This window comes from Paraburkholderia silviterrae (assembly GCF_004353915.1).
Classification (GTDB): domain Bacteria; phylum Pseudomonadota; class Gammaproteobacteria; order Burkholderiales; family Burkholderiaceae; genus Paraburkholderia; species Paraburkholderia silviterrae.
In genome coordinates this window covers 1-14,812 of the sequence record NZ_SMRP01000037.1, presented here as the reverse complement: position 1 = coordinate 14,812, position 14,812 = coordinate 1, and the positions used below count along the sequence as shown (strand labels likewise).

Sequence of the window (14,812 nt, the reverse complement as noted above, 5' to 3'; positions counted from 1 at the left end):
GATCCGGGCACGACCGCCCGGCCCGGATTGCTCGAAACCGGGCGCGGGGGGCGAGGGCGCATTCACGGCCAATGAAATCAGCGGATGAATCCGGCTCATTGCATCACGTTATGATATAAATATCTCGTGGGTGCCGCCGACCATCCGGTGCCCGCCAAGGGGAATCATGAGCGAGCACAGCGAGCACAAGGGCGATTTCGCAACCGATGTCCGGCTTCTGCGCATCAGCGCCATCGCTGCCGTGGGCGGCGCACTGAGCACCGTCGCCGCCGACTTTCTGCTGCACCTCATCCGCTTCTTCACGAACCTGTTTTTCTTCCAGACGCTCTCCACGGCAAATCATTCTCCGGCGCAGAACACGCTGGGGTGGCTCGTGGTGGCCGCTCCCGTGATCGGTGGCCTGCTGGTGGGCTTGATCGCCCGCTTCGGCTCGGAGCAGATTCGCGGCCACGGCATTCCTGAAGCCATCGAGGCGATTCTGTTCGGCAAGAGCAAGATGTCGCCGAAGGTGGCCGTGCTCAAGCCGCTTGCCTCGGCCATCGCCATCGGCAGCGGCGGGCCGTTCGGGGCCGAAGGCCCGATCATCATGACGGGCGGCGCAATCGGCTCGCTCATCGCGCAGTTCTTCCATCTCTCGAGCGCCGAAAGAAAGGCGCTGCTGGTGGCCGGCGCCGTGGCCGGCATGACCGCCGTGTTCGGCACGCCCGTGGCCGCCGTGCTGCTCGCCATCGAGCTGCTGCTGTTCGAGTTGCGCCCCCGCAGCCTCTTGCCGGTGGCGATCGCCTGCGCCGTGGCGGGCTTCACGCGGCCGCTGTTTCTCGGCAGCGGCCCGCTGTTTCCGCTGCACACGCTACCGATCGGCCCGATCGGCATTGTGTCGGCGGCCATTGCCGGGCTGATCGCGGGCGCGTTGTCGTGGGGCCTGTCCACCTCGCTCTATAAGGTGGAAGACCTGTTCGGCAAGCTCCCCATTCACTGGATGTGGTGGCCCGCACTGGGCGCCATTGCCGTGGGCACCGGCGGCTATTTCCAGCCGCGCACGCTCGGGGTCGGCTACGACGTGATCGGCGACCTGCTGCAGAATCACCTGGTCTTGCACGTCGTGGTCGGCATCGTGGTCGTCAAGGCCATCATCTGGGTCATCGCGCTGGCCTCGGGGACTTCGGGCGGCGTGCTCGCGCCGTTGCTGATGATGGGCGCCGGCGTGGGCGCGCTCGTCGGGCCGTACATGCCCGGGGGCGACCCCGCGCTGTGGCCGCTCATCTTCATGGCGGCCGCGCTCGGCGGCATGATGCGCGCGCCCGTGATGGCCGCGGTGTTCGCCTTCGAGCTGACCGGCGACGCCGATGCCCTGCTGCCGCTGCTCGCGGCCGCCGCCGTGGCCTATGGCTTCACGGTGATGTTCATGCGCCGCTCGATCTTGACCGAGAAGATTGCCCGGCGCGGCTATCACATCTACCGCGAATACAGCATCGATCCGCTCGAGCGCCATTATGTGGACGAGGTCATGACGCGCACGGTCGTGACTATCGATGCGGACACAACGATCTCCAGCGTGCTGAACGACTATTTCGGCAAGGAGCAGAAGTTTCGCGCCTATCCCGTGCTGAGCAATGGCGTGCTGCTGGGCATGGTGGACCGCGCGCTGCTCGACCAGATTCCGCTGGGCAAAGCCGGGATGCCGATTGGCTCGGCCTTCGCGAAGACCCGGCCCGAGATTGCCTTGCCTGGCGAGACATGCCGGAACGTGGCGGCGCGGCTTGCCATCACGGGCCTCGAGCGCGTGCCGGTCGTGGAAGACGCCAAGACCTTGCGCCTCGTCGGCGTGGTCTCGCGGCACGATCTGGTCAAGCCTTCGATGCAGGTCTTCGCCGAGGAGCGCGAGCTCGAGCAGTTCCGCCAGGTCTGGATTCCTCGCAGCACCCTTTTCGCGCCCACCCTCAAGCGCCAGGACGGGCCCGACGAGCACGCCGATGGGGGCCGATGAGCACCACCCGCGAAGCGGGCACGCGCGCGAGCGCCTTGCAGTAGGCCGGCGCCGTGCGGTGCACGTTTGCCCGGCTCGAGCGCGCCCGAACCGGCTCGATCGTAGTTGACCGAAATGCCGGCCAGCATAACTCGGGCCCTTTGAAAGCCGAAAAAACAGCGGGAACCTCAATGGTCCCATGTTAGCTGCCGATCGCCCCCCTGTGCCTGCGCATGCAGGATCAGGCACAACTCTCGCGGGATTGATGTAACCGATGCCTCGCTATACGTGGCATCGTTAGCATGTGGTCGTGGTCCGGCAGCTCGGTCGGGCGGAATAAAGCGAACGCTCCATACGTTTCTCTTTTCAAGGGTAGGGAGCAGACAAGCGGTGAAGCAGTGAAGCAATGGAGCGTCAGCCTGGAGCGGCTACGCCGCGCATGGTACGCGCTACTGGCAGATGAATCATGTGTAACGAATTTCGACTTGGACTGGCGCTACTCGCTGGCCTGGTCTGCGTCGCCCCCGTGGCGGCTCAGACTTACGCAGAGCCGCCGATCGATACTTCCACGTGCCGTGACGTGTCAGGTGAAGCAGAAGTCGACGGTGTCATGCAGCCGTTGACCGCGCTGGCCTGCCAGCAGCCTGACGGCACCTGGGTGTTCGTGCCCGGCGATGACGAGTCATGGGCCGTGCCGGGCTACGCGTACTCCTATGAGCCGTACTCTTACGAGCCTTGGTACTGGGGGCCGGTCGGATTCGGTGGGGCATTCGTTTTCTTTGACGAATTCCACCGCCACCATCACCATCACTTCGACCACGACTTCGATCATCACTTCGACCACGACTTCGACCATCACTTCGACCGCGACTTCGATCACGATCGCTTCGGCCAACATCGGAATCACATGGTAGACACGCCGTCGGTGTTCCGTGATCATCCGGGGCGCGGTGTAGAGACGCCGTCCGGGGGCTCACCCGCTCGCCGGTCGCACAGCGTAGCCGTACCGCCAGGCGTCTCCGCTCAACCGGGGCACATGGTAGCGACGCCGCCAGGCGTCCCCACTCAAGCGCAGCACGTGATAGTGATGCCGTCCGGCGTGCCCACTCAAGCGCCGCACGTGGTAGTGATGCCGTCCGGCGTGCCCGCGCAAGCGGGGCGCATGTCGACAGGCGGCTATGGTGGCGGTGAAGGCGGACATTTCGCGAGTGGTGGCGGTGGTCGTATGGGCAGCGGTGCGGGCGGACATGCCTCGAGTGGCGGAGGGGGGCATATGGGGAACGGCGCAGGCGGACACTTCGTGGGAGGCGCCTTTGGCGGAGGTATGCGCGGGCATTGATCGAGTTGGAGACCACCCGATAATCTCTCGAACGTCGGATCTTTCCTGATCTCTTCGCAAACCGTATTAAATCTGTACCCGTTTCAATAATAGAACCCTCAACTCGCGGCCTCGACGCACGCGCATGTCAGCTCAGTCTTGGGCGACTGGGGTCTCAATACGCAAAAATCTCGGCATCTGGCCGTTTCATCGACATCTGCGCCCCCACGTCGTTGAGTTTGAACACACCTACCAGATTCGCCAGTTTGCCCGCCTGATCCTGCAGCGATTGGGCGGCCGCTGCGGCTTCCTCCACGAGCGCCGCATTCTGCTGCGTGACCTGGTCCATTTGCCCCATCGCCTGGTTGATCTGCTCGATCCCGGCGCTCTGCGCCTGGCTGGCAGCCGTGATCTCGCCCGAAATGCTCGCCACACGCTCGACACTCGTCACGATCTCGTCCATTGTCGTGCCCGCTTGCGCAACCAGTCGGCTTCCGGCCTGCACCTGCTCCACCGAGTCGCCAATCATGCTTTTGATTTCCCTGGCCGCTGCCGCGCAGCGCTGCGCCAGGTTTCTCACTTCACCCGCTACGACTGCGAAGCCCCTGCCTTGCTCTCCCGCACGAGCGGCTTCGACCGCCGCGTTGAGCGCCAGGATATTGGTCTGAAACGCAATGCCTTCGATGACACCAATGATCTCGACGATCTTGTTGGCCGACCCGGTTATCACGGCCATTGTGTCAACCACCTGCGAGACGACGGCGCCGCCCTTGATCGCGACCGCGGAGGCCGATTGCGCAAGGCGGTTCGCCTGCAGCGCGCTGTCCGCATTCCGTTTGACCGTGTTCGTAAGCTCCTGCATGGATGCGACGGTCTCTTCAAGCGAACTCGCTTGCTCTTCGGTGCGAGACGAGAGATCCTGGTTCCCGTTCGAAATCTGGCTCGATGCAGTGGCGATCATGTCGGTGCCCGTGCGCACTTCGCCCACGATTTTTTTAAGGTTTTCGTTCATTGTTGCGAGCGCTTCCAGCAATTGGCCCGTCTCGTCGCGTGATCGGGCGCGAACGTCACTCGTCAGGTCTCCGGAAGCCACGGTCTGTGCGACTTTCACCGCTTCATCGAGTGGACGTGTGATGGAACGCGTCAGCGCATACGCAGAGACGATACCGATCAGGACTCCCACCAGGCCAAGCACAATCATCATGTTACGGGCCGAGACGATGTCTTGTGCCGCTTGCGCGCCGCGCTCCTCTGCGCGTCGCCGTTGCAGCTTCACCATGTCGGTCACATGCTGCTGGAGACGATCGAGCGCAGGCAGCGTTTCGGCGTTCATCATCGCGGCCGCAGCGTCACGCTGACCCTGCGCGATCAATTGGGCTACCTTGCCGAAGGACGCGACATACGCGGCTCGTGATTCCTTGATATCGGCCAGCAGGTTCTTGCCCTCGGACGTCTGGACAAGCTGCTCGAGGCGCACAAGTGCGTCATCGATGGCCGCTTTGTTGCCGTCGATATCACGATAGATCGCGGCGACTTTATCGCTGTCACTCGTGATGAACAGCTCAAGCGTATCGCGGGCGTTGGCACGAGTACGGGCATTGATGATCTGTGCTGCCTCAGACTTCACCCACTGCTGGTGAATGATCTCGTGGTTGATTTCACCGATATGCGCGAGGCGAATCAAGCCGGCGACAACGAGGAGCGCCATGAGGAGAAGGACCAATCCGAACCCTGCGGCGAGGCGCACTCCGATCTTCAGATTTGCAAGCGTCATTCCATGTGTCCCTTCGAGCCAGTGCCCGACGACAGTCGATGTGGAACATCTCTTGACTGAGGATGACGGCAGCGGCGCTCAACAACTTGAGTGTGGTGTCAGGAGAATCGATCAAAATGACAAAAGGCTATCAAACTATGTATGCACATACCCGACGCGGCGCTGGCGCGACCAGGCGATCGATGCATAGTCTGCCCTATGCGATACGTTGAAGCCGATTGCCGATCCGGGACCGTTGTTGAGAAGCGAGCTCGACGCGCTGCTCACGCGTCTCGAGCAGCGCGCGGAGGACCTGACGCAGCGCGAGATCGAGAAAAGCGGCGGCGTCGCGCCCGAAGACGATGTGTGAGGCGTCGCGCGCCGCCGCGACGGGCGACAGCTGCGGATCTGCATGGCGTTGCGGCGGCGAATAATCTCCCCGGCGCCCGGAATAAGCCCGCGCGCGGCGGGTTCACCACAACAAGAGATGCGTGACTCACAGGGGGAGAACCATCGTGCGAACGTCGACATCCCGTAGGGCGCGAACGGTCCCATGCGCCGTCCTGCTCATTTCGATTGCGGCGCTGTGCGGCTCGCCCGCGATTGCGGCTGGGCCGCAGACCGCCGCCCCTGACGAAGCGGCCTTCATGGCGGAAAACGATGCCGCCATGAGCAAGATGATGGACGGCATGTCCGTCAAGCCGGGCGGCGACGTCGATCGCGATTTCGTCGCCATGATGGTGCCTCATCATCAAGGCGCCATCGACATGGCCCAGGCCGAACTGCGCTATGGGCACAACGAAACACTGCGCCGCATCGCGCAAGAGATCGTGGTCGAGCAACAGCAGGAGATCGTTGCGATGCGTCTCGCGCTCGGGCAACCCCAGCCGGCCCCGGCGCCCGCACCCGATCAGCAAAGGCCGGCCGCCCATTCCCAATCGCTATCGCACCCGGGCATGCAGATGCCTGTGCCGAATCCCACGCAGAAGGAGCCATGATGAAACGCACATCGATTTGCACCGTCGCGGTGTCGGCGGTGGCGCTGGCTGCGGCGCAGCTCGCCTTTGCCGGGCAGGCGCCCGGATCGCTGTCCGATCCGGACATCGCTGTGAGCCACCACGATCGCGTCTACGCCGCCGAGCAATTCTCGAATACGGTGTCCGTGATCGACCCGGCCGACAACAGGCTGGTCGGGTTGATCCGCCTCGGCGACCCATCGCCGGGCAACTTCAGTCCGCTGTACAAAGGCCAATTGCTCGTGCACGGCATGGGCTACTCGCCGGACCATCGCACGATTGCGGTGGTGTCGATCGGCTCGAATTCGGTTTCGTTCATCGACACGCAGACGAATGCCGTCAAGCATGTCACCTACGTTGGCCGCTCGCCGCATGAGGCATTTTTTACGCCCGACGGCAAGGAAGTGTGGGTGACTGTGCGGGGCGAAAACTATGTGGCCGTGCTCGACGGGAAAACCTTCGAAGAGAAAACGCGTATCACGGTGCCGGCGGGCCCTGGGATGCAGATTTTCTCGCCCGACGGGAAGTATGGTTATGTCTGCTCGTCCTTCAACCCACAGACCGAGGTCATCTCCGTGGTTGACCACAAGATCGTCGGCACCGTGAAACAGGCGAGCCCATTCTGCCCGGACATTGCCGCCACGCCGGACGGCAAGCAGGTCTGGTTCACGCTCAAGGACGTGGGCAAGGTTCAGGTGTTCGACGCCAGGCCGCCCTTCGCGGTACTCAAGACGCTCGATACGGGCCCGATCACGAATCACGTGAATATCGTGCATAACGCGAAGGGCACGTTCGCCTATGTAACCGTAGGAGGACTGAATGTCGTCAAGGTATTCAGAACCGACGACATCTCGCAGGTGGCAACGATTCCTGTTGGCAGCTTGCCGCATGGGCTCTGGCCGTCGGGTGACGGCAGCCGCATCTATGTCGGCCTGGAAAACGCGGATGCGATGACGGCCATCGACACGCTCACGAACACGGTTGTCGCAACGGTGCCGATCGGGCAGGCGCCGCAGGCGGTCACCTATGTGCCGGACGCGGTCCCGCAAGGCGATGGCGCACAAAACCTGGAGACGCTGGGTCTCGCGGGACAGAGTGCTCACATTGCACTGGTGCCGGTGGGAGCGGGCAACGCGGTGGATGCGGCGCACGCGCCAACGACCGTTGCATTGTTCGACCAGGGGCTCGTGCAGGTTCTCCAGGCCGCGGTCACGGGTTTGCAGCCGAAACAGGCCTATGTGCTCGGTCTCGCCGATCACCCCGACGGCACGGGCGACGTGCAGGTGCTCGCGAACTTCATGACGAATCCGGCGGGCTCCGCGATCGTCAACGCGCTTGGGCAAATTCGCCAGTTGGTCACGCCGGGCATGAGCGCGCCTGGTGACAAGCGCCGCTACCTCGTGGTGGCGCCGCTGGTGTCGGGCAAGCCAGGCGCGCCGGTGCAGGTACAGTCGATTTGAAGGAGCGCGCAACTGCTGGCCCAAGGGCGGCGGGCAACTGGCCGCCAGCCCTGGGCGTCGTGGGTCATCTGCCGGCAGTCCTTGGTGGCGTGCCGCTCATCAACTCGAGAATCTTGCCGCGAAGCCACAAGCCCGCCTGGTCCTGCTCGCTGCTGCGATGCCAGTACAGATGCCATTCGAGGTCCGGGAGCTGAAACGGCAACTCGAAAATGCGCGCGTCATGGCGTTGCAGCAGCTGGATGGGCGCGGTGAGCACGAGATCGGTGCGCAGCGCCACGAGCGGCGCCACCATGTAGTGCTGCACGCGCATCTGTATGCGCCGCAGCTTGCCGATCTTTTTCAGCTCCGCGTCGACGAAGCCGCTGCCCTGGCGTCGGCTCGACACCTGAATATGGCCGAGCGCGAGGTAGTCGTCCATGGCCAGCGTCTCGCCCGCAAACGGGTGATCGTGACGCAGCATGCACGCATAGTGGTCGTTGCCGAGCGGTGCCTGACGCAGTTGCGGGTCGTCGACGAGCGGCACGTCGATCGCGAAGTCGATCTTGCCTGTGGCCAGCGCCGTGGACATCTCGCTGCGCGGGGTGAAATAGCATTCGATGCTCATGCCGGGCGCCTGTTGCTGCAGCAGCTCGCCCAGCGCGGGCAGCAGAATCGCCTCGCTCAAATCGGGCATGCTCAGCCGGAACGTGCGCTCCGAAGTGGCGGGCACGAACACGTCGCCTTCGGTCGCGCTGGCTTCGAGCAACTGCAGCGCTTCGCGCACGCGGCCGATGATGTTCTCAGTGAGCGGGGTGGGCACCATGCCCGTGGACGTGCTCACGAACAGCGGGTCGTCGAACGCCTTGCGCATGCGGGCAAGCGCATTGCTGACGGCGGGCTGCGTGATGAAGAGCGCCTCGGCCGCGCGCGTCAGATTGCGCTTGTCGTAGATCGACTCGAATACGACGAATAGATTCAGATCCAGCTTGGGTGAACGCATCTCACGGTCTCCGTTTGCCGTCATCATAAACGAGCGGCGCCGTGACGATGCGTTCGCGATGGGCCCAATTCCGTGCGCGGGGGATCAGTCCCGCAGCGGGGCGTTCAGGTAGGCCGCCATGGTGCCAAACCGCTCCTTGCGGTGCGCAAGCTCCATCTTGGCGATGGCCTGGAGGTGGACTTCGTCCGGGCCGTCCGCATAGCGCAGCGCGCGTCCCCAGCTCCAGTGATCGGCCAGCGGCGTGTCGGGGCTCACGCCCATTGCGCCGAACACCTGCATCGCGCGGTCGCAAACCGCCGTATAAACCTGCGGCACCAGCGCCTTGATCATCGAGATTTCTTTACGCGCCGATTTCGCGCCCACCTCGTCGATAAGCCATGCGGCCTTGAGCACGAGCAGCCGGGCCTGATCGATTTCGATGCGCGACTTCGCGATCCATTCGCCGACCGTGCCGTGCTGATAAAGATACTTGCCGAAGGTCTTGCGCTCCTGCGCGCGCTCGATCATCAGTTCGAGTGCGAGCTCCGCCGCGCCGATCGAGCGCATGCAGTGGTGAATGCGGCCAGGTCCCAGGCGTGCCTGCGCGAGCGCGAAGCCGCTGCCTTCCTCGCCGAGCAGGTTCGAAGCCGGCACGCGCACGTTGGTGAACGTGATCTCGCAATGGCCTTCGGGCGAGACATGGTTCATGACCGTGATATTGCGCACGACCTTCACGCCGGGTGCGTCCGCCGGCACGAGAATCATGCTTTGCTGGCGGTGGCTTTCCGCGTCCGGGTCGGTCTTGCCCATGACGATATAGATCTTGCAGTTCGGATGCGCCGCGTTCGTGATGAACCATTTGCGGCCGTTGATCACGTAGTCGTCGCCGTCGCGGCGGATCGACGTCGTGATGTTCGTCGCATCGGAGGAGGGCACGTCCGGCTCCGTCATGGCGAATGCCGAGCGAATCTTGCCTTCCATGAGCGGCACGAGCCACTGCTCGCGTTGCGCCGGCGTCGCGAACATATGCAGCAGCTCCATGTTGCCGGTATCGGGCGCATTGCAGTTGAAAACCTCGGACGCCCACGAGACGCGCCCCATGATTTCCGCGAGCGGCGCATATTCGAGGTTCGTCAGGCGCGTGCCGGGCTCGTCGTCCTTCAAGTGCGGGAGGAACAGATTCCACAGGCCTTCGGCTTTGGCGAGGGCCTTGAGGTCTTCCATGAACGAGACGGGATAGTGTCCCGCGTGCACTTCTTCGAGCCACTGGCGCTGGCGCGGCACGATGTGCTCGTCCATGAAGGCGCGCACGCGGCGGATCAGGTCCTCGACCTTGGGGCTATAAGCGAAATTCATGATGTGTTGCCTCTGTACGGGTTTCTAGATCGTCAGGCCGCCATCGACGACGATGCACTCGCCGTTCGTATAGCTCGCCGCGTCGGACACGAGATAGAGCACGGTGCCCGCCATTTCCTGCGGCTCGCCGTGGCGGCGCAGCGGGATGTTGTTGATCCACTGGTCGTAGATGTCCTTGTTCTCGAACAGCGCACCCGCGAACTTCGTCTTCGTGAGACCGGGCAGCAGCGCATTCACGCGGATGCCGAGCGGGCCGCACTCTTTCGCGAATGCGCGCGTCATGTTGACGACAGCCGCTTTCGTGATCGAATAAATGCCCTGCTGGTCGCCGGGCTGCAGCGCGTTGACCGAAGCGGTGTTCACGATGGCGCCACGGCCCTGCGCCTTCATCAGCTTGCCGGCTTCGACCGACATGAAAAAGTAGCCGCGCACGTTCACCTCGACGGTCTTGTTGTAGGCGGCGAGGTCGGTGTCGAGGATATGGCCGAAATACGGATTGGCGGCGGCGTTGTTGACGAGAATGTCGAGGCGCCCGTGCTTTGCGCGGATATGCTCGAAGGTGGCCGAGATGTCTTCCATGCGGCCGACGTGGCACGCTAAGCCCTCGGCGCTGCCCCCGTTCGCGCGGATGTCCGCGGCAACGGCTTCGCACTCGTCGAGCTTGCGGCTCGACACAATCACATGAGCGCCTTGCTCGGCCAGCAGCCTGGCAATGGCTTCGCCGATGCCGCGGCTTGCGCCGGTCACGAGGGCAATCCGGCCCGTGAGGTCAAACAGGTTCGTGGTCAATCTCGTCTCCTTGATTCGGGATCAGTATCGGGGCGCACGCGGTGCGCGTGTTTCGTCAGTCAATCAGTTCCGCTGCGAGCGCGGCGAGCGGCTCCACCATGCTGCCCACTTCGTGCGCGTTCGCGTTCGAGGCATTGCCCTGCAGGGCGCGCGCCTTCACGCCCTGGGCAATCGAAGCGAGGCGGAAGAAGCTGAACGCCAGATAGAAATTCCAGTTCTCGATGCCGGGCAGGCCGCGCAGTTCGCAGTACTGCGCAATCATCTCGTCTTCCTCGGGGATGCCCAGCGCGGCACGGTCCTGCCCGCGCAATCCCGTGATATGCCCCTTCGACGGCAGGCGCAGGCACATGCAGAAGTACGCGAGGTCCGCGAGCGGATTGCCGAGCGTCGAGAGCTCCCAGTCGAGTATCGCGCGTACGCGCGGGGCGTCGGGGGCGAAGATCAGGTTGTCGATGCGGAAGTCGCCATGCACGAGCGCGGGGCGCTGCGTGTCGGCGGGGCAATGCGCCGGCAGCCACTCGATCAGCGCCTCCATCGGCGCGACGCGCTCCGTTTCGGCGGCACGATATTGCTTGGTCCAGAGCTCGATCTGGCGCTGGAAGTAATTGCCCGGGCGGCCGTAATCGCCAAGGCCGACGCGTTCGGGATCGACGTCGTGCAGCGCCGCGAGCGTCGTGACGATCGACGCGTAATAGTCGCGCCGTGCCTCGCGATCGACTTCGGGCAGCGCCGGGTTCCAGAAAATGCGGCCTTCCTCGTAGCTCATCAGATAGAACATACTGCCGATGACTTCGCGGTCTTCGCACAGATGCCAGACGCGCGCCACGGGAACCGGCGTTTCGGCGAGCGCGCTCAGCACGCGAAACTCGCGGTCGACGGCGTGCGCGGACTTGAGCAGTTGCCCCGGCGGCTGGCGGCGCAGCACGTAGCGGCCGCTGGGCGCTTCAATGAGCCAGGTGGGGTTCGACTGGCCGCCCGGGAATTTCGTCGCGCGCACGGGGCCGCGAAAGCCCGCGAGGTGCTGTTCAAGGTAGGGCGTGAGCCGGTCGAGGTCGAGCGACGGGCTGGTGGTTTCGCTGGTCATATCGTTCGCTGCTGGACAGGTCGTGGTGGATCTTGGCGTGGATGGGCGGACGGCCTAGCCGTAGGTTTGAAACGCGTGGCGTTGCGGATCATCGAGATGGGCGATGCCGTTGAAGCTCGACAGTTGGGCCGCCTCGCGGTTGAAGTAGCACTGCGTCACGCTGCTATTGCGGATCTGCATGTTCAGCGCGATGGCCGTCACGGCGGGCGCTTGCAGCAACTGTTGGACGAATGAGCCGATCACGCCGCCTGAAGTGACCACGAGCACGCGCTGCGCACCGCTTTGCTGGATGGCAGCGCGGGCATCGGCCACGCGCCGCTGGAATGCACTCCACGTTTCGGGCGCACGCTCGTCGAGCGCGCCGTCGGTCCACAAATGCAGAATCTGCCGCAAGGCCTTGAAGAATTCGCGCGAATCGCCCTTCACGGCGTCGGCAAGGCTGCGATGCTCGTCGGGCAGGGCGGCAAAGAGCGCGTGGAAATCGTATTCGTCCAGCCCGGCGTGAACTTCGCGCTCGGGCGGCAGGCCAGGCAGCGTGCGCCGGATCGCGTCGAGCGTCTGTGCGTGGCGCCGTAGCGTGCCGGTCATGACGTGGTCGAACCGGACGCCAATGCGCGCGAAATGCTCGCCAAGCCAGAGGCTTTGCTGCTCGCCTGCGTCCGAAAGCCGGTCGTAATTGTCCGTGCCAAAGGACGCCTGGCCGTGTCTTATCAGGTAGAGTTCCGCCATCGCTTCGCTAGCCCTTGAAGTAGTGAGGTTAGCTTAGAGGCAGCGCCGGTATTGATGAAGTTTATTTGCTGAATGAACCGGCATTCACTGCGGTGATGATTGGCAGGGCCTTCGCCCTCCAACAGGCGCTCACTTCGGCTCGAACCCCTGTGCTATCTCGTCGATCAACGCCCTGATGCGCGCAGTCTGCCGTAGATCCTGATGCGTCACGAGCCACACTTCATACGGCTTTTCCCTGGTACGTCCGGGCCAGATCCGGATCAAGCCGTCGGCCGCGCCAATGTTGACGGGTATTTCACCGATCCCGATGCCGGCGTTGACGGCCGCGCGCAGACTCAAGTTCGAGTTCACGCTGGCCGCGATCCGCCCGCCGTGAACCGGTTCGCCGGCGAGCGCAGGCACGCGCATGGCCGCCATATAAGGCTGGTACACCGCCAGGTCGTGGCCCGCAAACGCCTCGCCCTCGACGGGCAAGCCATGGCGCTCCAGATAGCTTTGGGAGGCAAAGAGCCCCATCTCCCAGCTTGCGAGCCGCCGCGCGACCAGTCCCGGCTGGGTCGGGCGCACGGTCCTCAGCGCGATATCGGCATCGCGCCTCGCCAGATTGACGAGCTGCGACGAAGTATTCAACTGGATCGTGACGTCGGGGTGCTTTGCGCGAAGGCGCTCGATCGCCGGAATCACGAACTCGAGCGCGAGCGCCTCGGTGGTCGTCGCCTTGATCTCTCCAGCAAGGCGCTTGTCCATGCCCTGCGTGCGCCGCGCGAGATCGTGTGCCGAGCGCTCCATCAGCTCGGCCGGCGCCTGCGCGAGCTTGCCCGCCTGAGTGAGCACATAGCCCGTTGACGTGCGCACGAAAAGCGCGGCTCCGAGCGCATGCTCAAGCGCGGCAAGGCGTCTGCCTACCGTCGCCTGATCGAGCTTCAGCGAGCGGGCCGCGGCGCGCAAGGTGGTTTCGCGATGGATCGCGAGAAAGATTCGTGCGTCGTCCCAGTTCATGGTGCCTCCAGAGCGAGTGATGCATTTTTGCATCACTCGACCGGCAATTTACTGCGTGGCGCGAAGAAGCCCGAAAACTATACTCGTTTGCAGATCCGATGCGGGCGATTCAGTGACTCAGCCAGATTCAGCCGCCCCTCGGTCACGCATATGAGGATGACACCATGTCGAATGCAACAGCCACGATCCCGGCCACCATGCCGGCCGTTGAAATCACCCGCCCGGGCGGCCCGGAGGTTCTGGTGCCTACGGTGCGCCCGGTGCCGGTGCCGGGTGCCGGCGAGGTCCTGATCCGGGTTCACGCAGCGGGCGTCAACGGCCCCGATGTGTTTCAGCGCAAGGGGCTTTACGATCCGCCTCCGGGTGCGTCCGATCTTCCGGGCCTCGAGGTGGCGGGCGAGGTCGTCGCGCTCGGCGCGGGCGTGACGCGCTTTACGATCGGCGACCGCGTTTGCGCGCTGGTCCCGGGCGGCGGCTACGCTGGGTACGCCACCGCGCACGAGTCGAATACGCTCTTCATTCCGGAGGGATTGAGCGTTGTCGAGGCGGCCGCCATGCCCGAAACCTTCCTGACCGTGTGGCTGAACGTGTTCCAGCGCGGCCAGTTGGCGAAGGGCGAGACCGTGCTCATTCACGGCGGGGCGTCCGGCATTGGCACGACCGCCACGATGTTCGCGAAGGCGCTCGGTGCGGGGCGCATCATCACGACGGTGGGCTCCGAGGAGCAGCGCGCGGCCAGTCTCGCGCTGGGCGCGGATCTCGCCATCGACTACCGGCATCAGGATTTCGTTGAAGAGACGATGGCGTTCACCGGGGGCAAAGGTGCCGATGTTATCGTCGACATCATTGCCGGCGACTATGTCGCGCGCAATTTCGCCGCCGCGGCCGTGAACGGGCGCATCGTGCAGATCGGCGTGATCAAGGGGCCGGCCACGCAAGTCGATCTGTTTCCGATGCTCGCGAAGCGTCTCACGCATATGGGATCGACGCTGCGCTCGCGCACGCATGAGGAGAAGGCCGCTATCATTCGCGAGCTTGAGATGCATGTCTGGCCGCATGTGCGGAGTGGCGCCGTGAAGCCGGTGATTTTTCGGCGCTTCGAGCTCGAGCGCGCGAGCGACGCGCATGCGCTGATGGATTCGGGCACGCATATCGGTAAGATTGTGTTGACCACGCAGGCGGGTGCGGAGGATTGAAGCTGGCGTGCGGTGCAGGCGCCTCATGTATAAGTACGTCTTTAGGGCGTGGTTGAGAATTGATTTGGTGTGGGTTGTGGGGCGTTGGCGTTGGCGTTGGCCTTTCCTTGTTTTCATGTAGGTCTATTAGTGTTGCCCCTGTGCGGGGCGGCACTGTAGTGGTCAAGCCTCTTTGGACACCCACAAAG

Annotated in this window: 13 protein-coding genes; 6 read left to right on the top strand and 7 right to left on the bottom strand. The window is 63.9% G+C overall.

The genetic code is table 11. The features are described 5' to 3' along the window. Positions 1-166 precede the first annotated feature (166 nt). Positions 167-1,987: a chloride channel protein gene (locus tag EYW47_RS36120; RefSeq protein WP_133199595.1), complete on the top strand. Its 1,821-nt coding sequence runs from the start codon at positions 167-169 to the stop codon at positions 1,985-1,987. Between the two features lie 559 nt (positions 1,988-2,546). Next, positions 2,547-3,305, top strand: a complete 759-nt coding sequence (locus EYW47_RS41480; RefSeq protein ID WP_133199594.1) for a hypothetical protein — start codon at positions 2,547-2,549, stop codon at positions 3,303-3,305. Between the two features lie 154 nt (positions 3,306-3,459). Here the strand turns inward: EYW47_RS41480 and EYW47_RS36110 are convergent, their stop codons facing one another. Continuing rightward, complete coding sequence (locus EYW47_RS36110) at positions 3,460-5,058, bottom strand: methyl-accepting chemotaxis protein (protein WP_133199593.1); 1,599 nt, start codon at positions 5,056-5,058, stop codon at positions 3,460-3,462. A 208-nt stretch (positions 5,059-5,266) separates the two neighbouring features. Here EYW47_RS36110 and EYW47_RS41155 point away from each other — a divergent pair, with 208 nt between their 5' ends. The 3 genes from EYW47_RS41155 (at position 5,267) to EYW47_RS36100 (ending at position 7,513) form a co-directional block, all read left to right on the top strand. After that, complete coding sequence (locus EYW47_RS41155) at positions 5,267-5,407, top strand: hypothetical protein (RefSeq protein ID WP_165976773.1); 141 nt, start codon at positions 5,267-5,269, stop codon at positions 5,405-5,407. Positions 5,408-5,552: 145 nt separating this feature from the next. Continuing rightward, a complete protein-coding gene (locus EYW47_RS36105; RefSeq protein ID WP_133199592.1) occupies positions 5,553-6,035 on the top strand; it encodes a DUF305 domain-containing protein in 483 nt (160 codons plus the stop codon). Beyond that, positions 6,035-7,513: a YncE family protein gene (locus EYW47_RS36100; RefSeq protein WP_133199591.1), complete on the top strand. Its 1,479-nt coding sequence runs from the start codon at positions 6,035-6,037 to the stop codon at positions 7,511-7,513. Before EYW47_RS36105 ends, EYW47_RS36100 begins: the two co-directional genes overlap by 1 nt. Before the next feature lie 64 nt (positions 7,514-7,577). Here EYW47_RS36100 and EYW47_RS36095 read toward each other — a convergent pair whose 3' ends face one another. The 6 genes from EYW47_RS36095 to EYW47_RS36070 form a co-directional block, all read right to left on the bottom strand. After that, entirely contained in the window at positions 7,578-8,492 is a 915-nt protein-coding gene (locus EYW47_RS36095; protein WP_133199590.1) for a LysR family transcriptional regulator, read from the bottom strand. An 84-nt stretch (positions 8,493-8,576) separates the two neighbouring features. Continuing rightward, positions 8,577-9,827, bottom strand: coding sequence for an acyl-CoA dehydrogenase family protein (locus EYW47_RS36090; protein ID WP_133199589.1), 1,251 nt, complete (start codon positions 9,825-9,827; stop codon positions 8,577-8,579). Positions 9,828-9,851: 24 nt separating this feature from the next. Further along, a complete protein-coding gene (locus EYW47_RS36085) occupies positions 9,852-10,616 on the bottom strand; it encodes an SDR family oxidoreductase (protein ID WP_133199588.1) in 765 nt (254 codons plus the stop codon). Positions 10,617-10,671: 55 nt separating this feature from the next. Next, positions 10,672-11,700, bottom strand: coding sequence for a phosphotransferase (locus EYW47_RS36080; RefSeq protein ID WP_133199587.1), 1,029 nt, complete (start codon positions 11,698-11,700; stop codon positions 10,672-10,674). A gap of 54 nt (positions 11,701-11,754) precedes the next feature. Beyond that, the gene (locus EYW47_RS36075; protein WP_133199586.1) at positions 11,755-12,429 is read right to left on the bottom strand and encodes a histidine phosphatase family protein; all 675 of its coding nucleotides are present in this window, start codon (positions 12,427-12,429) and stop codon (positions 11,755-11,757) included. 129 nt (positions 12,430-12,558) lie between these two features. Beyond that, positions 12,559-13,428: a LysR family transcriptional regulator gene (locus tag EYW47_RS36070; protein ID WP_133199585.1), complete on the bottom strand. Its 870-nt coding sequence runs from the start codon at positions 13,426-13,428 to the stop codon at positions 12,559-12,561. Between the two features lie 164 nt (positions 13,429-13,592). Here EYW47_RS36070 and EYW47_RS36065 point away from each other — a divergent pair, with 164 nt between their 5' ends. Continuing rightward, positions 13,593-14,624, top strand: coding sequence for an NAD(P)H-quinone oxidoreductase (locus tag EYW47_RS36065; RefSeq protein WP_240764061.1), 1,032 nt, complete (start codon positions 13,593-13,595; stop codon positions 14,622-14,624). The last annotated feature ends 188 nt before the right edge of the window (positions 14,625-14,812 follow it).

What these genes read in the sequence shown, in the direction of transcription:
- EYW47_RS36120 (WP_133199595.1), top strand. Translation starts at nt 167, where the DNA reads ATGAGCGAGCACAGCGAGCACAAGGGCGATTTCGCAACCGATGTCCGG.
- EYW47_RS36110 (WP_133199593.1), bottom strand. Translation starts at nt 5,058, where the DNA reads ATGACGCTTGCAAATCTGAAGATCGGAGTGCGCCTCGCCGCAGGGTTC.
- EYW47_RS36100 (WP_133199591.1), top strand. Translation starts at nt 6,035, where the DNA reads ATGAAACGCACATCGATTTGCACCGTCGCGGTGTCGGCGGTGGCGCTG.
- EYW47_RS36095 (WP_133199590.1), bottom strand. Translation starts at nt 8,492, where the DNA reads ATGCGTTCACCCAAGCTGGATCTGAATCTATTCGTCGTATTCGAGTCG.
- EYW47_RS36090 (WP_133199589.1), bottom strand. Translation starts at nt 9,827, where the DNA reads ATGAATTTCGCTTATAGCCCCAAGGTCGAGGACCTGATCCGCCGCGTG.
- EYW47_RS36080 (WP_133199587.1), bottom strand. Translation starts at nt 11,700, where the DNA reads ATGACCAGCGAAACCACCAGCCCGTCGCTCGACCTCGACCGGCTCACG.
- EYW47_RS36075 (WP_133199586.1), bottom strand. Translation starts at nt 12,429, where the DNA reads ATGGCGGAACTCTACCTGATAAGACACGGCCAGGCGTCCTTTGGCACG.
- EYW47_RS36070 (WP_133199585.1), bottom strand. Translation starts at nt 13,428, where the DNA reads ATGAACTGGGACGACGCACGAATCTTTCTCGCGATCCATCGCGAAACC.
- EYW47_RS36065 (WP_240764061.1), top strand. Translation starts at nt 13,593, where the DNA reads ATGTCGAATGCAACAGCCACGATCCCGGCCACCATGCCGGCCGTTGAA.